The organism is Psychrobacter sp. NPDC077938 (assembly GCF_044542635.1).
Classification (GTDB): Bacteria; Pseudomonadota; Gammaproteobacteria; order Pseudomonadales; family Moraxellaceae; genus Psychrobacter.
The window spans coordinates 797,204-817,849 of sequence record NZ_JBITUW010000001.1 but is presented as its reverse complement, the minus strand read 5'-3'; the positions used below and the strand labels follow the sequence as shown (position 1 = coordinate 817,849).

Sequence of the window (20,646 nt, the reverse complement as noted above, 5' to 3'; positions counted from 1 at the left end):
TTAAACGAGATACTGTAATGACATCATCATCTTCGACTGTCACAGCAATGCCACAAGCAGACGCTAAGACACAAGCTCTACTGACCGCTTCACAATTAAATAAAACCGTGCAAGTCGGTGAGCAAAAACTGTCCATCATCAAAGACGTGGATATCTACGTCAACGCGGGTGAGTTTGTGGTCATCATGGGTAAATCAGGCTCGGGTAAATCTACTCTGTTAGGGTTGCTCGCAGCATTGGACTATCCCGATAGCGGTACGGTATCGCTGGCAGGTCAAATGCTTAGCAGTCTTGACGAAGATGCGCTAGCCGTCATTCGTCAGCAGGATATGGGCTTTGTCTTTCAGTCATTTCATCTACTGCCCACACTGACCGTCGCTGAAAATATCGCCTTTCCACTTGATATTGCCAGACGTCCAAACCCAACACGCGTAGACGAGCTGATAGATGCGGTCGACTTAGGTCATAGACGTCACAGCTTACCCAATCAGCTGTCAGGTGGTGAGCAGCAGCGTACAGCGGTGGCACGAGCACTGGTATCGCACCCAAAGATTGTGTTTGCTGATGAGCCAACGGGCAACTTAGATGAGCAAAATGCCGATCAAGTCATGCAGCTGCTATTAGACTTACGCCAACAGGTTGGCTCAGCACTGGTGGTCGTGACTCATGACCCTGCACTTGCCGAGATGGCAGATCGCGTCATCACCATGCATGACGGCCGCATTGAAGAATAAATAGGCATTCATCCCTTAGTCTTTAATGCTCTAATTTAATAAGGTTAGTTCAATGGGAACTCTTGAGATAGAAAGCGTGGCAAAAGACTTACTTGCTGGAAAGTTCACTTTTGAAACCGAAGATTATAGCCAAACAATTAATCAGTTAATCTCGATCTATAAATTAGATAATGCGCTTTATTATTTGAAACAGATGGCTGACTCAGATGATTATTCCATTATTTTTGCGCTCTCTTTTATATTAGAGCATTACTCAAAACCTTTCATCAATGCCAACAGAGACGAGATAAGTCAGCTTATTCTACAAGCAATAAGTAAGGGATATTTAAGAGCAAATAATTATTTCCTATACCCTTTGACGTACTTTATGGAAAATGATGACGAATACCTTTGTTTTTTAGACTTACTACAGAATGAGCAAAATACACTGCAAAATGATGCATTAAGACATTTATATTACTTTGATACTTACAAATACAAGAAGTTGAACCTCCTCAGTAAACAGCTAGATTTTTCTTTTTTCTATAATTTACCTAGCAAAATAAATAAACACTGGTTTGAACAACAAACGAAAGGTAAGTCTCTTCTTTACCATAAAGTAGTAGCTAGCGCAGTATATAAAACAGTCAAAGATAAAAAATTCGTTCATTCATTAACTGATATGACAGATGCAGAGTTGTTCGACTTTATCTATATCTGGTTACCTGATAACACATTCTAAAATTTCTTAATACGTCTACCGATTAAGCAAAAAAATTATGACTAAAGCTACGATCAAAAAAAGCGATACGGCTATCAATAATCAAGCTACTGATACTAAAGGGAGCAGTTTCTTTAGCCGTCAAACCTTAGGCTCACAAGCACTCAGCCGTAGTTGGTGGCAGCGTTGGGTATATCCCGTTTTGTTTCTACTGACCTTGACCTTATCACTTGCAACCTACCTGACCCTCGACTCTGTACAGCAGTCTGTCGATAGCTACATCAATGACAATCAGCGCGCGCTCGTTGGTGGGGATCTAATCCTAAACAGTAAGCAAGACTGGCCAAGCGAAGTATTGTCACAGGTAGAAACTATCCCTAATTCACAGACGGTGTATGACTATCAGTTTAGCGCTATGCTAGTCAATGATGAGCAAACCTTGCTTGCCAGCGTCAAAGCTGTCTCGCCATCGTATCCCCTGTACGGTACAGCGGAGCTTGCCTCAGGACAGCCGCTGTGGGATCAGCTAACATCTGACAGTGTGATCGTCGCGCCAGAAGTGCTCAGTAGTCTACAGGCTGATGTCGGCGACCGTATCACCATTGGCGATGCGCAGTTTACGATCAGTGATGTACTGACCAAAGAGCCTGACCGTCCACTGACTACCTTTGGTTTTGGTGGACGGGTATTGATGAAACAAGATGCACTCCCGGCGACCAATCTGTTGGGACAACGTAGCCGAATAAACTATCGTATTGAGATGTCAGGCGATCCAGAGCTGATAACCACGCAGCGTGAACAGCTTACAGATATCCTGACCAATTATCCTGATATCGAGCTCTCTGATGCCGAGTCAGCAGATACTTCGGTCTCGCGTATCTCTGATAATGTGCTGATGTTTTTAAAGCTACTGGTCATCGCGGTGTTACTACTATCTGCGGTCGCCATGTACGGCGTCATTAGTGCGTTTGTCAGTAAGCAGCAGTCCAATAACGCCATTCGCTTGGCGCTCGGCGAGCCGCTTGGCTCACTCAAACGTAGCTATTATCAATTGCTTATCGTAACAACCGTCATTGCTTGTATCGCAGCGGTTGCCCTTAGTCTGGGCTTACTTAAAATCGGACAGCCGTATCTGGTGGCTATCTTGCCTGCCGACGTTGGTCTAGCCATCAATCCAATCAGTGCTATTAAAACCATTGTGATTGCTTTAGCCCTGACGCTACTGATTGCGCAGCGTGGTCTAAGCGCACTTAACACGACCAAACCCGCTACCCTACTCAATCAAGGAGCGAGTACGCAAACGCAAAACTTGCCTTGGTATCGACGCATGCCGCTACTATGGTATGGCGTGGTGCTGGCAGGACTGTATGCTTTCTTTGCTTATGAAGTTGGCTCACTGTCATTAGGGGCACAGCTATTGGGCGGCTTGATTGGCTTTGTGGCGATATTTTGGCTATTGGCGCGTGGGTGGTTGTGGCTACTTAACAAGTTGGCAAGCAATACTAAGGTCAGTTGGATGCAGCGTATTGCCATTCATAACCTTGCGCGTAAAGGCAACCAATCTGCGTTGTTCTTTGTCACCTTATCACTATCGGTGGCGGTGCTGACGCTTATCACCACGCTCAATCACAGTATCAATGCGCAGTTTATCAACGCCTATCCTGAAGACGCGCCCAATCTGTTTTTGCTCGATGTGCAGAGCGATCAACATGACGATATTGATGCAATCATTGAGGCGCCCGTCACTTATTATCCCGTCATTCGTGCGCGTGTAGAGACGGCAAATGATGTGGCGGCAAAAGATATCGAGCCTGCTGATGGCTTTGATGATCCCACGCGAGTGTTTAACTTGAGCTATGCAGATACGGTCATGGATACCGAATACATCACTGAATCGCTCACAGACGACGCGCTATACACCCCTATCGATGCGACAAATGAACAAATCAAACCCTTGTCTATCTTGGACACTGCCGCAGGTATGCTCAATGTCGGTATGGGCGATCAGGTGCGTTTTAACATTCAAGGTATCGAAATCATCGGGCAGATTACCAGTATTCGCACGCGCTATGAGCGTGGCCCAAGCCCGTATTTCTATTTCTTGTTTGAGCCGTCGGTGCTGTCCGCTGCCCCGCAGATTCAGTTTGCTACTGCCCACGTATCAGAAGATGCCATTCCAGAACTACAAGGCAAACTGGTACGCGAGTTCCCTGCTGTCACTACGATCGATGGTACTGCTATTGCGAAGCAAATCCAAGAGCTGGTGGTACAAATGAGCCGCTTGGTCTATGTGTTTACCTTGCTTGCTCTACTCACTGGGGTCATGGTGCTGATCAGCTCGCTACTGTCTACTTCGCAAGACCGCATGAAGGACAGCGCGTCATTTAGACTGCTCGGTATGCAAAAGCGCGACCTGTATATGCTCAATATCTTAGAGCTGGGTGTGCTTGGGATTAGTGCGGCGACCTTTGCCGTTGTTATCGCTAGCGTTGGTGCATGGGCAGCCATCACGCAATGGTTTAATCTACAGTTTAGTGTGCCGTGGACGAGCTTAGCGATTGGCGGTGCAGCATTAATCGTATTGCTGTTTGCCATTGCCATTATTTATGTAAGACTGGTGATTGGACGCGGGATTATGGCAAGGGTCAGGGCTATGATTTAAGCATATCCAACTTTAACTTTATACAAGAAAACCCCTTTGTAGGGGTTTTTTGATCGCTATTATCTACCAGTCTATGCGGTGACTACTCTTCATTTTTCATTATATGTTAGTGCTGAAATAAATATTTATTCTTTTGTTAAGAATAGTTTTTAAGTTACGCTATCTCTATTTCAACTCAATAGGTTCTAACTCTAGTTGCATTTTGATGAAATTTATATAGGATCCCATATTCTCTGTAAGACTTGTACCTTTTTGACTCCTATTAAGAAGCTCTCTTAGTAGTATTGTGTTTAACTGGACTTCCGGAATAGCCATGTTTAAGTATGAAATATCAGGGAACAAATTAGTTTTTGAAAGATGTGTTTCACCCATTTTTTTCCATTTCAATTTATACTTATCCTCATGCTTATTGTCATCAAAAGCATAAGCAAATGCACCTGCTATAGCATCAGCTATTTGAATACCATAGTACTCTTTAGAATCTACCAGATTTAAAGGTTCTTTTAAGTTAAAAGTGATTGGTGCCTTAAAGTCTTCGTAGTTCATATAAACTTTGTCTTTCCTTCCTACCATTGCGTTGAATATATCTTGATCATCATCTAATGGCTTAGACTTATCGCAGTATGCTACTAACTCTTCATACTCTTCTCCCCATTCACCTAGTAGACTGAAAAGTGAAGTATTTGTTAAGTCTAATATCCACTTTCCTGTCATTGTTCCTTCTAAGGTAGATAACTCTGAGATTACAGCTTCCTTATTTAATATTGCAAATTCTGTGATTAGCTTTAAGAATGTAGGTTCATCTTCATTAGACCCTTTAAATAACACCTTTAACTCTTCAAGCTTACCTTCTCTCATAAGCTGTGCGAAATCTGAAAAGATATCTTCAGCATTTTGGTGCTTTAGAAATAATTCCAAATATAGCATATTGCTAATAAACATATGAAAATTGACACCATAGAATAAAGAGTTCGATCTTGATAAAGCTGGCTCAAAAATGTATTCAAAAAATTTGGCTGATAAGGCAAATTTTTTATGACATATCATTACTTTAAACCGTCCCTCATAATGCTCTAACACCTCATCAATCAATCTTTTACCTTTATTACCTCTAAGTAATTTTGAACTCTTGATTTCACCATTTTGTACATGGTATTTATTTAAAAGATATTTAACGAAATTTTCAGACTCCTCTTGGCTACTTTCTACAGATGCGTAGCTGAATACCGTTTGATTAGGACTAAGTAAGTCATTACCTGTAAATCCCGATTCATCAAAATAAAGAGTTGCTAATTTTTTATTGTTAGACATTATATATTTACTCATATTTATTATTGTAGAAAGTATAGATTAAATTAATAGCAATACAAACTATCTATATAAACAAAACTCGGACTCGGTTTAATACTTTTATTATTGTAATGAACCTTGCATAAGAAGGCTTTTTAGCCCTGATTGAAGCGATAGTTTGGTAGACTCTGGGGCTTACAGCACCTGGCACAGAAGTGGTCGCTCGAACGTTGGAACGCTACTGTGTTTAGGTGCTATGCGCCACAGCCTGCCAACTACAAACGCAAAGCAGTACTAGCTACAAAATTCTCAACCACTAAAACGTCAAACCTAAGCGCCTTCTACTCACCTAGAAGGCGTTTTTTTACTTCATAAGCTGTATAGACATATAAGTCAATATCCACCCCGCACTTTGCTTATTTTATGGCCCTCATTTGCTATACTAGCCCAACTTTATCGGTTCAATACCAACTTATAACACCCTCCCAAACAGCATGGTAGCCTTATGAAATTCTCAAAGTTCGGTCAAAAATTTACCCAGCCCACTGGCATCTCACAATTGATGGACGATTTGGGCGATGCGCTAAAAAGCGATCAGCCAGTCAACATGCTGGGCGGTGGTAACCCTGCCAAAATTGATGCCGTCAATGAGCTGTTTTTGGAGACGTATAAGGCACTAGGCACAGATAACGATACGGGTGAGGCCAATAGTAGCGCGATTATCAGCATGGCGAACTACTCTAATCCGCAAGGGGATGCCGCCTTTATTGATGCGTTGGTTGGCTTCTTTAACCGTCATTATGATTGGAACCTCACTTCAGAAAACATCGCCTTGACCAATGGCTCACAGAATGCGTTTTTCTATCTGTTTAACCTATTTGGCGGCGCTTTCGCTGATGAACAGAACCAGTCTGTAGACAAATCCATTCTACTGCCATTGACCCCTGAATATATTGGCTATAGCGATGTGCATGTGGAAGGTCAGCATTTCACCGCGGTATTACCGCATATCGATGAAGTAACGCATGATGGTGAGGAAGGCTTCTTTAAATATCGTGTGGATTTTGACGCGTTAGAAAACTTGCCAGCCCTAAAAGAAGGTAGTATCGGCGCGATTTGCTGCTCACGCCCGACCAACCCAACTGGTAACGTGCTGACCGATGACGAAATGGCACATTTGGCTGAGATCGCTAAACGCTATGACATACCGCTGATTATCGATAACGCCTACGGTATGCCCTTCCCCAATATCATCTACTCTGACGCGCACCTGAATTGGGATAACAATACGATTCTATGCTTTAGCCTGTCGAAGATTGGTTTGCCCGGTATGCGTACTGGTATTATCGTGGCCGACGCCAAAGTAATCGAAGCGGTTAGCGCGATGAATGCCGTGGTCAATCTAGCACCGACACGCTTTGGTGCAGCGATTGCCACGCCATTGGTAGAAAACGACCGTATCAAGCAGTTATCTGATAACGACATCAAGCCGTTTTATCAAAAGCAGGCCACCCTTGCCGTTAAGCTGTTAAAAGAAGCCTTGGGCAACTATCCGTTGGTCATTCATAAACCTGAAGGCGCGATATTCTTATGGTTATGGTTTAAAGACTTGCCGATTAGCACGCTGGATCTATACGAGCGCCTAAAAGAAAAAGGCACGCTTATTGTACCAAGTGAGTACTTCTTCCCTGGTGTCGATGTTAGCGATTATCAGCATGCGCACGAGTGTATCCGCATGAGTATCGCCGCCGATGAGCAGACGCTAACTGATGGTATCAAAGCCATCGGTGAAGTCGTACGTGAGCTTTATGATGAAGCCGAAAAATAAGATGAGCTGCTAAAATCATAAATTCAAATAGCAAAACGAAAAAACGGACTAATTAATAGTCCGTTTTTTTATGGCGTTTGGTCAATGAAGTCGATTTATTGGTTGGTCGAAATATAGTCGTCCACTTATTCAGTGCAAAGAGCACATACGGCAGCATACAGGTATTAATCAAATCACGAATACTTGCGAGTATTTGATCACGGCTCAAGCCTGCCAAGCCAAGCGATTCAATCGTATCTCGATTGTCCAGATACTCACCCAACAGCGCAATGCAAGTCACGACGATCAATGCAATAAATGACCGAATACCTTGGCTTTTGATAATAGGACGCAGCGCAACCAGACACAGCAGATAAACACCGACACCGACATAGATATGTAAGGCATCTTTGGCAAGGCCAGTTGTTTCCACAACATTCATTTTAAAGGCAGTAAAATCCACTGAAATATTCCAAATATAAGCGAGTAGAAAATAACTGAGCGTATCACTAAACCATAATGGCTAAACTATAATAGCTAAAGAATGGCAGCTACAAAGTGATGGCTGAGCATAAAAAAGGCAGATTATACAATTGATAATCTACCTTCTACTAAATTAAATATTCACTTCACGTTTATCAACTACTTACACATTCCACTCTACAAAGTTCTTGAGCAGTTGCAAGCCAGCAGTATGGCTCTTTTCTGGATGGAACTGGGTGGCAAATAGATTGTCTTGGATCACACTGGCGCAGAACGGTTGACCATAGTCACATACCGCCGCCACTTGTGAGCTATTAGCAGGATCACAGTAGTAACTATGCACAAAGTAAAAATGCGCGTTGTCTTCGATACCGCGCCAAAGCGGATGGTCAAAATCCATACCGCTGATGGTATTCCAGCCCATATGCGGTACTTTTATCGTTGCGCCCTGCTTGTCTTTCCACGTAGGGTCAAACGCTTCTACAGTGCCGTTTAAGATGCCCAAACAGTCCGTGCCACCATTTTCAGCTGACTGCTCAAACAACGCCTGCATGCCCACACAGATGGCCATAACGGGCTTATTAAATACTGCATGCCGTATCACTTCATCAATGCCTGCCTCGTGCATGCCAGCGATACAATCACGCATCGCACCCACACCAGGGAAAACGATTTTATCAGCCGCCGCCACGACTTTTGGATCATTGGTGATAGAGACTTCTGCCCCGACTACCGATAGGGCCTTGCTAGCAGAGTGCAGGTTGCCCATACCATAATCTAATAGTGCTACTTTAGTCATCGATTGGTTCTCATTTTTAAATATTTTGACTACTGTACTATTTATATTATTGACCATTTATATTGTTGGCTATTGCCTTTTCTATTATCGCGGGTGTAGATAAGGTTTTGCTACAAGGAAGTCAAGCGCAGGCTGTACAGCTAGTACGCCAAGCTTGACTGGCCCTTTTGAGTAATCTTGTAGAAGAGCCTTAAATGCGCCTTAGAAAGCCTCTTTGGTCGATGGCAATGTATTTAACGCGCGCTCATCATATTCACAAGCCATGCGCAGGGCGCGAGCAAAAGCCTTAAAGGTCGATTCGATTTGGTGATGGCTGTTTTTTCCTTTGAGATTGTCTAAATGCACGGTCATCCACGAGTGATTGACGAAGCCGTAGAAAAACTCACTGAACAAATCAACATCGAAACGGCCGACGTGCGAGCGTGTAAATGGGATATCCATGTGTAGACCAGGACGTCCTGACAGATCGACGACAGCACGGGTCAATGACTCATCTAGCGGCGCATAAAAGTGCCCATAACGACGGATGCCTTTTTTGTCACCCAATGCTTTGTTAAAGGCTTGGCCAAGGGTAATACCAGTATCTTCGACGCTATGATGGTCATCAATAAACGTATCACCGGTACATTTGATGTCTAAGTCAAACAAACCGTGACGCTTGATTTGATCAATCATATGATCCAAAAATGGCACACCAGTGTCTACCGTACCTTTACCCGTACCATCAAGATTAACGGTACAAGTGATTTGCGTTTCGGCAGTGATACGCTCAACGGTCGCGATACGTTCAGGGCGACCATATAGGTTTACGTTTTTTGACTCAGTTTGCTCAGGTGTGGCAGCAGTCGTCGTTGCATTGGCTGTCATGGCTACTCTCTATCAGTTTTTTATCAGTGAAAAACGGTCAATAAATAAGGCAAAAACCTGCCTAAAATATTTTACTAGTGTCTGGGTCAGACCTTAGCAAAAAATGATATATACAAAAGATATCAACATATTAGGGTTTATACATACTAAATATTATATAGCCTCATCATAGCAAACCCTAACATTTACTGCCACGACCAAGCGGTAAACCACGCACAAAATCATGTCATTCTGCTAAAATAGTGTGTTCAGTATTATCAATCATGACTCGCGCTGACTTTGAAGACCCTTACTTACGGCACTACACGCTATGACATCGTGCTGTCTCATATTGCTAATTTATACTATAGAAACCCTCTATTTATAGGAACTGCTATGCCTTTAGAAGCGATCGCCATTAATAGTTTGGATGCGCCACTTATCAAAAAACCTGCTCGCGACAACGAGCTAGCAGAGCGCTTGCAGGCGTTGTACGATAGTGATGATGCACAGCCTGACGGTCTTGAGGTATTGAATATCGTTGAGCAAGGGTTTAAACGTGGACAGTATCTCTATGTCGGGATGTTCAATGATAAGCCTATCGCTGCGGTCGCCTGCTTTGATGACGGGCAGACCAATGCTAAGCGCCTGCAATATCTCACTGTGCATCCGGAGAATCGTAAACGTGCTATCGATGCCAAGTTTATTAAACTGGTCTATGATTGCGAAGTTAAAAAAGGCGTACGTGAATTTGTCCCTGCTGACGCTGATATTCACCGTATCATGAGCGAGTACGAACTATTGCGTGTGAAGGACTAAACTAAGCGCTAAAACGGTTAATTTTACTAATATCTGATTATTTATCGTCTTTTATCAGATATAATGCAAAAACAGCTTGACAGAAGCGCGTATATTTAGTTTAATAGCGACCTCAACGAAGACGGCTCGATAGCTCAGTAGGTAGAGCAACGGATTGAAAATCCGTGTGTCGGCAGTTCGATCCTGCCTCGAGCCACCATTCGTTAATAGAATTCTAAAAAGCCCTGAACAGCGATGTTCGGGGCTTTTTTTATGTTTAAAATTTATCGTATTCTTTAGCGTTCATTCTATTTATGCGTCGCTTTTATTCATGCGTTGCTTTTATTCGTAGAGCCGACCACTATTCGTACAACCGACCACGTAAGAGTAAATTACAGCGCTCACGCGAATCCAAGTCGTATATAGTTGCGCGGTAATCAATACCGTGACGCCCTTCAAAAAATATCACTCGATCACCCACTGCCAAAAAACAAGACGTACGCGCATCATAGATAAAGCCATCTATCACAAATGCCAAATCGCGATCTATCTCGCGTACCGTATACGTCTCCCCTTGCGGAATCAAACGTTCAAACCACGCGCTGTGGGCAGTCGTATTAGCTAGTACGCTTGTCATTAGCAATAGCCATGCCACTGATATATTTTTGGACAATCGCAAACGGCTCAGCTCATTTACACATATCTTATTTCTCAACATAACAACTCTCGCAGCATTGTATTTATCATAACCATTTCTACTTAACGCTCTTGATGCTAAATACCTACTGTCACGGTTGCATAACATTTTTGTGCTTTTTTCTAAACAGCTTGGCTAAGTATACTCAATAACCATATACGAGTAGATAAAAATAATAGGTCATAGCTATGAGAGAGTTTGATTACGACTTGGATTATAAGAGTTTGGATTTGCGCGCTCAGCCTGAGTTGTACCGTGTCGGTCGCGGTGAGCAAGGCGTATTACTGGTAGAGCCTTATAAGTCTGAGATTTTACCCCATTGGCGTTTTGCGACTCCCGACATCGCCCGCGAGAGCAGTGAAGCTATCTATCAGATGTTTTTAGATTACTTGGCTGACAACGACTTCGTCGGCGCAGATATGGCGCGCAAGTTTATCCAAATGGGCTATACCCGTGCTCGTCGCTATGCCAATCATAAAGGTGGCAAAAAATATAAAGGCGCAGTACCTGATGATAAAAAAGGTCAAAGCGGTGCTCATGGCCGCGAAGAATTGCCACGACAAGAGGAAGACCCAGTTAAAGCAGAATCTGCACGAATCTTTAAAGTTAAGTGGGACGAGTGCCGTGAGAACGAAGACTATTTAAGAATGAAGAAAGAGCATCGTGAACGCTATAAAGATGTTGAATAGATGCTAATACTCAAGACATTAAGCACAACAGGTAACTAAATTGACTGGTCTCAAAACACTACTATACTAAGGTATGGCCAATATAATAAATATAACGATTTTTAATAGTGAGGAATAATGAATAAGCAGCTTTTAATTTTTGATTTTGATGGAACACTTATTGATAGCGTGCCCGATTTGGCCGATGCAACCAACGCCATGCTAACCACATTGGGTAAAGTCACCTACCCTATCGAGACGATACGTAACTGGATAGGAAATGGTTCACGATTGCTCGTAGAACGCGCTTTGGTTGGCAAGGTAGAAGTAGCAGAAGGTGAGCTAACGGTCGAGGAAGCCGATCACGCAGAGCAAATATTTTTTGAGGCTTATAAGAATCTTAGTGGTAGCAAAACCGTTGCCTACCCAGATGTCGATGACGGACTCAAAAAGTTGCACGCAGCTGGCTATACGCTTGCTTTAGTTACCAACAAGCCCATTCGATTTGTACCGAAGATATTACAGTCGTTTGGCTGGCAAGACTTATTTAGTGAAGTGATGGGCGGTGACAGTTTACCTGTCAAAAAGCCAGACCCAACGCCCCTACTACACGTCTGTGAGACTCTCAAATTTAGTGTCGAGCAGGCAGTAATGATTGGGGACTCTAGAAACGACATGTTGGCTGGACAGAACGCCAATATGGACACGCTCGGCCTGTCTTATGGCTACAACTATGGGCAAGATATTCGCGAATTAAATCCGACTGAGGCATTTGATTACTTTGCTGACTTAGTTGCTTGGATTATGAAAGATAAAGCCTAGTGTATATTGAATCTATCAATTATCATGATGTAACTTGCTCAAACAGAGGTTATGCTTTGCTGCGATAGCTCAGCGCCTCAGATACGTGGGCGCTGTTAATATCGGTACTGTTAGCCAAATCAGCGATTGTACGTGCGACTCGTAATACTCGGTGGTAGCCACGCGCTGATAAATTTAGACGCTGCTGAGCAAGTTGCAGTAACTGCTTTTCATTGTCGCCTAGCTGGATGTATTCATCGATTTCGCTAGGGCTAAGCTCATTATTCACCTTTTGCTGGCGCTGCATTTGATGCTGATGCGCGACCACTACGCGAGCTCGTACTTGCTTAGAGGTTTCACCTACCTGACTATTTTGCAGATCAGCAATCGGTAATGCAGGTACAGTGATATGCAAATCAATACGATCTAAGAGAGGTCCAGATAGTTTGTCTTGATAGCGTTTGATCTGCTCAGGTCGACAGCGACAACGTCCTGATGTATCGCCATCATAGCCACATGGGCAAGGATTCATCGCAGCGACCAGTTGAAAATTCGCCGGAAAAGTCATTTGAGAGTTAGCGCGACTAATAGTGATTTGTTTGGCTTCTAGCGGCTGACGTAATACCTCTAGCACACTCCGATCAAACTCTGGTAACTCATCTAGGAATAAAACGCCTTTATTAGCTAGCGTAATCTCGCCCGGTTTTGGCCGTGAACCGCCACCGACTAATGCTACTGCTGATATCGTATGATGTACTTGTCTGAACGGCCGCGTCCCATAGTCGTAGTCGCTGTCTGCCACCGAATAGGTACTGGCAACCTCTAGTGCGTCCTCATCACTCAAGTCTGGCAATATCGTTGGCAGTCGTGATGCCATGAGCGTCTTGCCAGAACCCGGTGGGCCTGTAAATAACAATGAATGACCACCCGCAGCGGCAATCTCTAACGCGCGCCGAGCATGGTGCTGTCCCTTGACATCAGCTAAATCCACTTGATAGCCAACATGCTGCTGTGCAGGACTAGGCTGTACCACTGACAAACTTGCATAACTTGCACCTGGGTTAGCGAGTGACTGCAAATGATCGCAAACCGCTTTTAGACTCTGAGCAGCTAGTATCGTTACGCCATCAACGCGGCTGGCCTCACGACCATTATCAATCGGTACGATCAGTTGCGGTGTTATCGGCGGCGAGGTATCCGAGTTATTTTGCTCTTGGTCACTCGCTGCTAACTGCGACAATGCTATTGCCAATTTTTCAGCTTTGATTGCTCGTGCGACTGCCAAACTACCAGTTACTTGTCGCAACTGGCCATTGAGCGCTAATTCGCCAATAAACTCAAATCCTGATAGCACCTCTGGCTCAAGCTGTCCGCTTGCTGCCAGTATACCGATAGCAATTGGTAAGTCTAAACGCGCGCCATCTTTAGGTAGATCAGCAGGGGCTAAATTAATCGTGAGGCGGCGATTAGGAAACTGGAAACCTGAATTGAGAATGGCGGAGCGTACCCTGTCTTTACTCTCACGCACGGCGGCCTCAGGTAGGCCAACAATGGTCAATGCAGGTAGTCCTTGCGATAGATGCACCTCAATGATGACCTTGGGAGCATGCAGACCAACCACCGAACGGGTATAGACTTGGGCAAACGACATCAGCATCTTCCTAATACAGAGTGTCATTGATAATAAAGTATTATTTATCAACGCGCAAATGTCGTGTTTTATTGCTGGTGTAGAGAGAATCACCACTACCTCAGCGTCGTTCTGGGGTTTTTTATGTGTAAATGATAGCTCTATTTTAATATTTAAGAATACTCACCAACCACCTCACTGCTAACAAGGATTTGTTATACTATCTACTATACATTTAGCGATACATACTGCTGCCGATGACGTATTCAAAATTTATTATCAATCAGTCATAAAATTGAAAAATAAATACCACATCCGAAATCATTTTTAATCCAGAAACCAGCAGTATCTAGAGTAAAAACGAGGAATAACGCATGACAGACTATTCAGAACAGAACACTCAACAGCCCTACAACCGTGCGGACGAGCCGCCCACGACTGTGCGCCCTGTTATGCAACCTGACAATCCTTATGCCAGTACACGCGGCAGCATTACTAGCAAGCAGCTACCAGCATTTGATGAGGCAATTATCAATAAGTACAATCGCTCAGGGCCACGTTATACCTCTTATCCGACAGCTTTAGAATTTACTCCAATACCGGATAGCTTCGAGAATATCGGTCTTGAGACGAAAATCCTGCAGAAACGTGAAGAGCGTGCTCCCTTATCGCTATATTTTCATATTCCGTTTTGTCGCCACCTTTGCTACTACTGTGCTTGTAATAAGATTATTACCAAAAAAAATAGTGATTCTGGTGATTACTTGCAGTATTTAATCGCTGAAATTACTCATAAGCGCCGTTTGTTATCTGCGCCAGAAGGCAGCGACAAACCCTTAGTCAAACAGCTACATTTGGGCGGTGGTACACCAACGTTTTTGCGTGACGAAGAGATGGTGCAGTTGTGGGAGTTTTTACAAACTCAGTTTGAGTTTTTGCCAGAAGCTGAAGGTGAAGGTGAAGGTGACTACTCTATCGAAATTGATCCTCGTGAGCTGAGTGAAAACACTCTAAAGATATTACGTAATCTCGGTTTCAATCGTATCAGCTTAGGTGTGCAAGATTTAGATGAAACGGTACAAATCGCCGTTAATCGTGTGCATTCAGCAGAGCTTATTGAAAGCGTGCTAACAGAAGCACGTGAGCTTGGTTTTCGCTCTATCAATATTGATTTGATTTATGGTTTGCCGCATCAAACGCCTGATACTTTGGACAAAACCGTAGATCGTATCATCGAGATGTCGCCAGATCGCCTGTCAGTCTTTAACTATGCGCATTTGCCTGAGCGATTTAAAGCCCAACGTCAGATAAAAGATGAAGACTTGCCTAGCCCAGCTGCCAAACTAACGATGCTCGGTAGTACTGTCAATACATTGACCGAAGCTGGCTATCAATATATCGGTATCGATCATTTTGCCAAACCTGATGACGTATTGGCTATCGCCCAGCGTGAAGGTAAATTACATCGTAATTTTCAGGGTTACACCATCATGGGTGATTGTGACTTATTAGGTTTTGGTGTCTCATCAATCAGTCAGATTTCTAATGCCAATACGCGCTATATTTTGCAAAACGATACTAATCTACAGAGCTATCAAGCCAAGATTGATATGGCGAAAATCAATCCAACTGTCATGCCTGCGGTAAAGTACATAAAAACCTCTATCAAAGACCGCTTGCGTGAATACGTCATCATGAACCTACTGTGTCATGATTACCTCGATTTTAAAGATGTGAATCAAAAGTTTGGTATCGATGCCATTACCTATTTTATTAACGAGATACAGCAGTTGGGCGCTATGCAAGACGATAGATTGATTGATATGGATGCAGCAGGTATTCGCGTATTACCCAGAGGTCGCTTGCTTGGCCGTAATGTCGCCATGGTATTTGATGAATACTTAGAAAAGAAACATCAAAACCGCTTTTCGAAAGTTATCTAAGTTAGCGAGTCATTCGTCAATTATTAAACATAAAAAAGACCTCAAACGAGGTCCTTTTTTAATAGTGCTATAGCTTTTACACTTTTAACTTATCACCGACCATACCTTTTACGGTACTTAAGATATCTGCTGGTAGTACCACCATTTTAGAGTTGTCAGATTCAGCCAACTCTCGTATCGCTTTGATATACTGCTCACCCAGCAAGTATACGATCGGCATCTCTTCCTCACCCATCGCACTAGTAATCAAACGAATCGACTCTTCAGAACCTCTGGCTAGTACCACTTGCGCTTCAGCATCACGGCGTGAAGCTTCCAAGCGACCATCCGCTTCTAAGATAGCAGCTTGCTTTTGACCGTCAGCACGGGTCACGGTCGCACGGCGTAAACGCTCTGCCGCTGCTTGCTCTTCCATAGATGCTTGCATGGTCTGCGAAGGGTTGATATCTTGAATCTCTACTGTCTTAAGGGTAATACCCCAATCTGCGATGTCTTCTGAAATTGCATGTTTTAGCTTGGTTTTAATCTCGTCGCGACTAGACAATGCGCTGTCAAGATCCATCTCACCAATAATCGAGCGTAGCGATGTTTGCACCAGATTACGGATACCGTACTCATAGTCTTCAATACCGTAGACGGCCTTATCAGGACGCACGATATTAATATAAGCAACAGCGTTTGCAATAATAACGACGTTGTCACGAGTAATGACTTCTTGTGACGGGATATCGAGTACGATGTCCTTGGTCGTTACTTTATAAGCCACATCATCTACATAAGGGATGATGAGGTTGAGTCCAGGCTCTAGCGTTTGGCTATACTTACCCAGTCTCTGCACCACCCATTTATAACCTTGCGGTACAATACGTACGCCTTTAAACACGGTGAATACCACCAGTGCAATCAATACCACCATGACAATACTAAAGCTTTCCATAACTCATCCCTTATTATTATACCTGCATACTTTTATGCATCGCTGCCTGCGCTTTTGTACTGCTCACAATCAGCTCGTTGCCAACGATATCCGTCACTACCACTCTATCGCCGATTGCCACTTGCTCCCCTCTCGTACGGCACATCCATTCAGCCGCACCAACGATAGGAACACTAAACCTAACTGTGCCAGCTTTATCTAGCTGCGGTGACACGATAATCATCCCCACTTCACCAACTATGACACTACCGCCCAGCCCAGCTTTGGTACGATCTACTGACAACGGTTTAATAAACTTGAACCAAGCCAGCAAAAACACAGCAGAGAGCACTAACCAGACGATAATCTGAACAGAGACAGAAATAGGTAGCAGCCATGATAGCGCTGCAACGATGATGGCAGCGGCACCAAACCACAGACTGGCAAACGTCGGTACAAACATCTCAACGATTAATAATAAGAAGCCTAATACTAACCAATGCCAAGGTTCAATCATCCAAAGTAACTCCATCCTTGCCACCATTCCTATCTTTATCATTCCAGTTTTTAATGTAGCACATTTTTAAGGATAACAACGCTTTAACAGTAATGATATATTATCGGTGAGCTACTTATAAATTATTACCCTAAAAGCCTCATCATAAATTTTAAGCAAAAAAAAACGACCACTTAAAGTGATCGTTTCTTTATTATAGCTGTTTAGCTAAAAGCTTATTTTCTAAGTAATTAGAATTTTAGCTGTGCGCCAACAGTCATAAGATCAGCGTCGCTACCTAGCATGTCATATTCAGCTTCGACACTGAAGTCAGAGTTTACTGCGTAACCAAGACCTACACCACCAGCGATGTTAGTATCGTCGTCTGAGAAATCAGAAGCGCCAGCAAAGTTAGTGTTGTTAGCTTCTACTTCAGTTTTTGCAACACCTAGCTTACCTTTTGCGTATAAGCCACTATTTGGGAATGCATAACGATAAGTACCATAAGCGCCGTATGTCTTAGCATCAATGTCGCCGCCTCTATAGTCAGCATCATCTGAACCTACGTATTCTGCTTCGATACCGAAGTTAGGATCAAAGTTATAACCAGCAGTTACACCGTATGCAGTTGGGTCATCAGCGCCATCAACATCTAGATCGAACTGACCAACTTTAGCAGCAACATATGGCTGACCTGTGTAGCCGTTGCCATAGTTAACAGCAGCTTGTGCACCTACAGAAAGTAAAGAACCAGTTGCTAGTGCAAGTATTGTTTTTTGTAGAGTTTTCATTATTAGCTCCTTGAAAGAAATTTGGACAAACAAGTTATTTATTTATATTGGCCTTGTGGCCCTATCGCCTTGTCTGCTAACGATGAATACATAGTAACAAACTATTTCAGACACTCTGTCAGTGTTTAATGGTATGAGAGTTAAGAATTGAAAGCGTTTATCAGTGTGTGGGTTACAAAGGCCTAGATATGAAACCTTTTGTTACATCCACCCAGTTTATGCAATAATCCGTACTCATTTCACAGTTTTCTTGCTATACAAATCAGCTAACTATGACTGATATAACAATAATTAGAGAGAGAAAATGCAAAATCCAATCACTGAACGTTTGCAAAGCTCACTTGCAGACTTAAAAGCAAAGCAGCAGTACCGTCAATTACCAAACCTGCAGCACGATGGCCGATACGTTATTAGCAAAGGTAAGGCTTTACTCAATATTGCGAGTAACGACTATCTTGGCTTAGGCGGCGATACCGAGATGCAAGCTGAGTTTCTTGCTCAGGTGGGACAGCTATCTACTACGCACACTCCTAAAATGAGTGCCACTTCCTCACGCCTACTGACAGGCAACGATATACAGTTAGAAGCTCTAGAAGAAGAACTGCAAAACTGGTATCACAGTGCCATAAAGAAACAGAGTTTAACCGATTCAAAGTCGGTGCTGGTGTTGAACAGTGGCTATCACGCCAACCTAGGTATCTTGCCAGCATTGACAGCTTTACCAGTCAAGACACTCATTTTGGCTGATAAGCTAGTACATGCCAGCATTATCGATGGGATGCGCTTGAGCCAAAGCAAACTTGTCACCTATCGTCGTTACCGTCACAACGATTACGAGCATTTGGCTAAGTTTATTGAACAAGCAGACGAGACGGTTGAACGCATCATTATTGTCACCGAGAGTATATTTAGTATGGATGGTGACCGTGCTGACTTGCCTGAACTAGTACAATTAAAATCCAAAGATGCTCGTATTGAGCTGTATGTCGATGAAGCACATGCTGTTGGAGTGCTTGGCGATACAGGTCTAGGATTGGCGGAAGAAACGCATACCTTGGCGGATATTGACTACTTGGTGGGTACCTTTGGTAAAGCATTTGCTTCAATGGGTGCTTATATAATGTGTGATGAAGTCGTCAAACAATGGCTAATTAATGCCATGCGTCCGCTGATTTTTAGTACCGCACTCCCTCCGATAAACCATGCATGGACACGATTTATTTTAGCAAAAATGCCGACCTTAACTGACCAACGTGTGCATCTAGCACAGTTATCTACTACGCTTAGTCAAGCCATTGACCCACAGCACCGTGTATCGCCAACTGTAAAAGATATAGATTATCAGTCTCCTATTGTTCCTTATATATTAGGCGATAATGCGAGTACCCTTGCCAAAGCGCAACAGTTGCAAGCCGCTGGATTTTACGCGCTGCCTATCAGGCCGCCTACTGTGCCTGCAAATACTGCTCGCATTCGTTTAGTTATGAATGCCAAACTGACTAACGAAGACTGCGAGCGATTGATAAAGCAGTTGTAACTTTATCGTTTGACACAGAGTTTACTCCTAATATTGATAGACAACTGGCGCACTTGGACATAATAAAGCCTATGACAACATTCGACACAGCTGATGATCTCAGTGTTAGAAAACAAACCATCGCTCGCCACTTTGCCAATGCAAGCGACTATGACCAGCATGCCAGTATTCAGCAGATCGTTTGTCAGTATTTATTAGACAGTATTGATCATACCAAGCAAAGTAGTGTGCTAGAAGTGGGTGCAGGCACAGGTCAAATGACGCGCCTACTTGCTGAGCAAGTACAGAGCGAACACTGGGTTATTAATGAGTTATGTAATGAGCAGACGGCTACATTGCAATCAACACTGCCTGCTGCTGACATAATGATTGGTGATGCTGAAACCATAGATTTAGCAGAGAATCATAGTTTGATAGTTAGTGCCAATGCCGTGCAATGGTTTGATAACCCGTTGAGTTTCGTCACGCAATCAGCGCAGCGGTTAAAATCAGGAGGTCAGCTGCTCTTTAGTACTTTTACACCAAATAACTTTTTGCAAATTAAGACTCTCACGAGTCAAGGACTTCACTACCCAGATATTGATGAATGGCAATTGGCATTAGATAGTGCTGGCTTTAAGAATATCAAACTCTCAACTCAGCGCTTTGATTTACCATTTCCAACCCCCTACGCTATCTTAAAACATATGAAACTCACCGGCGTATCGACCAATCAAACGCAAGTTAAATCAGAAGATACTCAAACCTTTGTATGGACAAAGTCGCGTTTACAGCAATTTGAGTCAGACTATTGGCAACATTTTTCAGAAGTGGACGAAACAGGACAGCTCATGGTTAATTTAACCTATGAAGTGCTCATAGTGAGCGCGTTTAAACCTTAATTTATTAACTGATAGTAAAAATAGTGGCTAGTAGGAACGGTAACTAATAGGCATAACAACAGTTAGAAATAGCAGCCATAAAAAAACGCACCCCAAAGGATGCGTTTTTTAATTTAACTAGTTATCGATTTGTATCGACTATACCATTTTCAAAAACTTGAGTAGCA

19 protein-coding genes and 1 tRNA gene are annotated in these 20,646 nt (G+C 43.2%); 11 read left to right on the top strand and 9 right to left on the bottom strand.

Features of this window, described 5'->3' with window-relative positions:
• Nucleotides 1-17: 17 nt before the first annotated feature.
• From ACIGBM_RS03475 to ACIGBM_RS03465, 3 genes are read left to right on the top strand one after another with little or no spacing between them, the layout of a single operon-like run.
• Nucleotides 18-734 (top strand): ABC transporter ATP-binding protein, encoded by a 717-nt coding sequence (locus ACIGBM_RS03475; RefSeq protein WP_397476755.1) that lies wholly within the window; start codon nt 18-20, stop codon nt 732-734.
• A 52-nt stretch (nt 735-786) separates the two neighbouring features.
• Complete coding sequence (locus ACIGBM_RS03470; protein WP_397476754.1) at nt 787-1,455, top strand: hypothetical protein; 669 nt, start codon at nt 787-789, stop codon at nt 1,453-1,455.
• Between the two features lie 37 nt (nt 1,456-1,492).
• The gene (locus ACIGBM_RS03465) at nt 1,493-4,096 is read left to right on the top strand and encodes an ABC transporter permease (protein WP_397476753.1); all 2,604 of its coding nucleotides are present in this window, start codon (nt 1,493-1,495) and stop codon (nt 4,094-4,096) included.
• Nucleotides 4,097-4,261: 165 nt separating this feature from the next.
• Here the strand turns inward: ACIGBM_RS03465 and ACIGBM_RS03460 are convergent, their stop codons facing one another.
• Nucleotides 4,262-5,407 (bottom strand): DUF3800 domain-containing protein, encoded by a 1,146-nt coding sequence (locus ACIGBM_RS03460; RefSeq protein ID WP_397476752.1) that lies wholly within the window; start codon nt 5,405-5,407, stop codon nt 4,262-4,264.
• Nucleotides 5,408-5,891: 484 nt separating this feature from the next.
• On the opposite strand from ACIGBM_RS03460, the gene ACIGBM_RS03455 reads away from it, so the two are divergent.
• Complete coding sequence (locus ACIGBM_RS03455) at nt 5,892-7,214, top strand: valine--pyruvate transaminase (RefSeq protein ID WP_397476751.1); 1,323 nt, start codon at nt 5,892-5,894, stop codon at nt 7,212-7,214.
• A gap of 52 nt (nt 7,215-7,266) precedes the next feature.
• Here the strand turns inward: ACIGBM_RS03455 and ACIGBM_RS03450 are convergent, their stop codons facing one another.
• The 3 genes from ACIGBM_RS03450 to hisB form a co-directional block, all read right to left on the bottom strand.
• Nucleotides 7,267-7,635, bottom strand: a complete 369-nt coding sequence (locus ACIGBM_RS03450; protein ID WP_224738026.1) for a hypothetical protein — start codon at nt 7,633-7,635, stop codon at nt 7,267-7,269.
• A gap of 204 nt (nt 7,636-7,839) precedes the next feature.
• Nucleotides 7,840-8,475, bottom strand: a complete 636-nt coding sequence (gene hisH / locus ACIGBM_RS03445) for an imidazole glycerol phosphate synthase subunit HisH (RefSeq protein ID WP_397476750.1) — start codon at nt 8,473-8,475, stop codon at nt 7,840-7,842.
• Nucleotides 8,476-8,676: 201 nt separating this feature from the next.
• Nucleotides 8,677-9,342 (bottom strand): imidazoleglycerol-phosphate dehydratase HisB, encoded by a 666-nt coding sequence (hisB, locus tag ACIGBM_RS03440; RefSeq protein ID WP_220455963.1) that lies wholly within the window; start codon nt 9,340-9,342, stop codon nt 8,677-8,679.
• 375 nt (nt 9,343-9,717) lie between these two features.
• On the opposite strand from hisB, the gene ACIGBM_RS03435 reads away from it, so the two are divergent.
• Nucleotides 9,718-10,140, top strand: coding sequence for a hypothetical protein (locus ACIGBM_RS03435; protein WP_397476749.1), 423 nt, complete (start codon nt 9,718-9,720; stop codon nt 10,138-10,140).
• A 123-nt stretch (nt 10,141-10,263) separates the two neighbouring features.
• Nucleotides 10,264-10,339, top strand: a tRNA-Phe gene (locus ACIGBM_RS03430).
• A gap of 141 nt (nt 10,340-10,480) precedes the next feature.
• On the opposite strand, the gene ACIGBM_RS03425 is transcribed toward ACIGBM_RS03430, so the two are convergent.
• Complete coding sequence (locus ACIGBM_RS03425) at nt 10,481-10,756, bottom strand: hypothetical protein (RefSeq protein ID WP_397476748.1); 276 nt, start codon at nt 10,754-10,756, stop codon at nt 10,481-10,483.
• 248 nt (nt 10,757-11,004) lie between these two features.
• On the opposite strand from ACIGBM_RS03425, the gene ACIGBM_RS03420 reads away from it, so the two are divergent.
• Both ACIGBM_RS03420 and ACIGBM_RS03415 read left to right on the top strand, forming a co-directional pair.
• On the top strand, nt 11,005-11,505 hold the full coding sequence (locus ACIGBM_RS03420; RefSeq protein ID WP_397476747.1) for a DUF4385 domain-containing protein: 501 nt from the start codon (nt 11,005-11,007) through the stop codon (nt 11,503-11,505).
• Nucleotides 11,506-11,622: 117 nt separating this feature from the next.
• A complete protein-coding gene (locus ACIGBM_RS03415) occupies nt 11,623-12,306 on the top strand; it encodes a phosphoglycolate phosphatase (RefSeq protein ID WP_397476746.1) in 684 nt (227 codons plus the stop codon).
• Between the two features lie 49 nt (nt 12,307-12,355).
• Here the strand turns inward: ACIGBM_RS03415 and ACIGBM_RS03410 are convergent, their stop codons facing one another.
• Nucleotides 12,356-13,936, bottom strand: a complete 1,581-nt coding sequence (locus ACIGBM_RS03410; RefSeq protein ID WP_397476745.1) for a YifB family Mg chelatase-like AAA ATPase — start codon at nt 13,934-13,936, stop codon at nt 12,356-12,358.
• 431 nt (nt 13,937-14,367) lie between these two features.
• On the opposite strand from ACIGBM_RS03410, the gene hemN reads away from it, so the two are divergent.
• Nucleotides 14,368-15,858, top strand: coding sequence for an oxygen-independent coproporphyrinogen III oxidase (gene hemN / locus ACIGBM_RS03405; RefSeq protein WP_397476785.1), 1,491 nt, complete (start codon nt 14,368-14,370; stop codon nt 15,856-15,858).
• A gap of 76 nt (nt 15,859-15,934) precedes the next feature.
• Here hemN and ACIGBM_RS03400 read toward each other — a convergent pair whose 3' ends face one another.
• The 3 genes from ACIGBM_RS03400 to ACIGBM_RS03390 all read right to left on the bottom strand — a co-directional run bounded on the left by ACIGBM_RS03400 (nt 15,935) and on the right by ACIGBM_RS03390 (nt 18,061).
• The gene (locus ACIGBM_RS03400; protein ID WP_057762202.1) at nt 15,935-16,795 is read right to left on the bottom strand and encodes an SPFH domain-containing protein; all 861 of its coding nucleotides are present in this window, start codon (nt 16,793-16,795) and stop codon (nt 15,935-15,937) included.
• A gap of 16 nt (nt 16,796-16,811) precedes the next feature.
• Nucleotides 16,812-17,306: an NfeD family protein gene (locus tag ACIGBM_RS03395; RefSeq protein ID WP_397476744.1), complete on the bottom strand. Its 495-nt coding sequence runs from the start codon at nt 17,304-17,306 to the stop codon at nt 16,812-16,814.
• 215 nt (nt 17,307-17,521) lie between these two features.
• Nucleotides 17,522-18,061 (bottom strand): porin family protein, encoded by a 540-nt coding sequence (locus tag ACIGBM_RS03390; RefSeq protein ID WP_201547565.1) that lies wholly within the window; start codon nt 18,059-18,061, stop codon nt 17,522-17,524.
• Between the two features lie 304 nt (nt 18,062-18,365).
• Between ACIGBM_RS03390 and ACIGBM_RS03385 the strand changes: the two genes are divergently transcribed.
• Complete coding sequence (locus ACIGBM_RS03385) at nt 18,366-19,598, top strand: 8-amino-7-oxononanoate synthase (protein ID WP_397476743.1); 1,233 nt, start codon at nt 18,366-18,368, stop codon at nt 19,596-19,598.
• 71 nt (nt 19,599-19,669) lie between these two features.
• Nucleotides 19,670-20,479, top strand: a complete 810-nt coding sequence (locus ACIGBM_RS03380) for a methyltransferase domain-containing protein (protein ID WP_397476742.1) — start codon at nt 19,670-19,672, stop codon at nt 20,477-20,479.
• The last annotated feature ends 167 nt before the right edge of the window (nt 20,480-20,646 follow it).

Coding starts and splice junctions, on each gene's coding strand:
- ACIGBM_RS03475 (WP_397476755.1), top strand. CDS start 18: ATGACATCATCATCTTCGACTGTCACAGCAATGCCACAAGCAGACGCT.
- ACIGBM_RS03470 (WP_397476754.1), top strand. CDS start 787: ATGGGAACTCTTGAGATAGAAAGCGTGGCAAAAGACTTACTTGCTGGA.
- ACIGBM_RS03465 (WP_397476753.1), top strand. CDS start 1,493: ATGACTAAAGCTACGATCAAAAAAAGCGATACGGCTATCAATAATCAA.
- ACIGBM_RS03460 (WP_397476752.1), bottom strand. CDS start 5,407: ATGTCTAACAATAAAAAATTAGCAACTCTTTATTTTGATGAATCGGGA.
- ACIGBM_RS03455 (WP_397476751.1), top strand. CDS start 5,892: ATGAAATTCTCAAAGTTCGGTCAAAAATTTACCCAGCCCACTGGCATC.
- ACIGBM_RS03450 (WP_224738026.1), bottom strand. CDS start 7,635: ATGAATGTTGTGGAAACAACTGGCCTTGCCAAAGATGCCTTACATATC.
- hisH (WP_397476750.1), bottom strand. CDS start 8,475: ATGACTAAAGTAGCACTATTAGATTATGGTATGGGCAACCTGCACTCT.
- hisB (WP_220455963.1), bottom strand. CDS start 9,342: ATGACAGCCAATGCAACGACGACTGCTGCCACACCTGAGCAAACTGAG.
- ACIGBM_RS03435 (WP_397476749.1), top strand. CDS start 9,718: ATGCCTTTAGAAGCGATCGCCATTAATAGTTTGGATGCGCCACTTATC.
- ACIGBM_RS03425 (WP_397476748.1), bottom strand. CDS start 10,756: ATGACAAGCGTACTAGCTAATACGACTGCCCACAGCGCGTGGTTTGAA.
- ACIGBM_RS03420 (WP_397476747.1), top strand. CDS start 11,005: ATGAGAGAGTTTGATTACGACTTGGATTATAAGAGTTTGGATTTGCGC.
- ACIGBM_RS03415 (WP_397476746.1), top strand. CDS start 11,623: ATGAATAAGCAGCTTTTAATTTTTGATTTTGATGGAACACTTATTGAT.
- ACIGBM_RS03410 (WP_397476745.1), bottom strand. CDS start 13,936: ATGTCGTTTGCCCAAGTCTATACCCGTTCGGTGGTTGGTCTGCATGCT.
- hemN (WP_397476785.1), top strand. CDS start 14,368: ATGCAACCTGACAATCCTTATGCCAGTACACGCGGCAGCATTACTAGC.
- ACIGBM_RS03400 (WP_057762202.1), bottom strand. CDS start 16,795: ATGGAAAGCTTTAGTATTGTCATGGTGGTATTGATTGCACTGGTGGTA.
- ACIGBM_RS03395 (WP_397476744.1), bottom strand. CDS start 17,306: ATGGAGTTACTTTGGATGATTGAACCTTGGCATTGGTTAGTATTAGGC.
- ACIGBM_RS03390 (WP_201547565.1), bottom strand. CDS start 18,061: ATGAAAACTCTACAAAAAACAATACTTGCACTAGCAACTGGTTCTTTA.
- ACIGBM_RS03385 (WP_397476743.1), top strand. CDS start 18,366: ATGCAAAATCCAATCACTGAACGTTTGCAAAGCTCACTTGCAGACTTA.
- ACIGBM_RS03380 (WP_397476742.1), top strand. CDS start 19,670: ATGACAACATTCGACACAGCTGATGATCTCAGTGTTAGAAAACAAACC.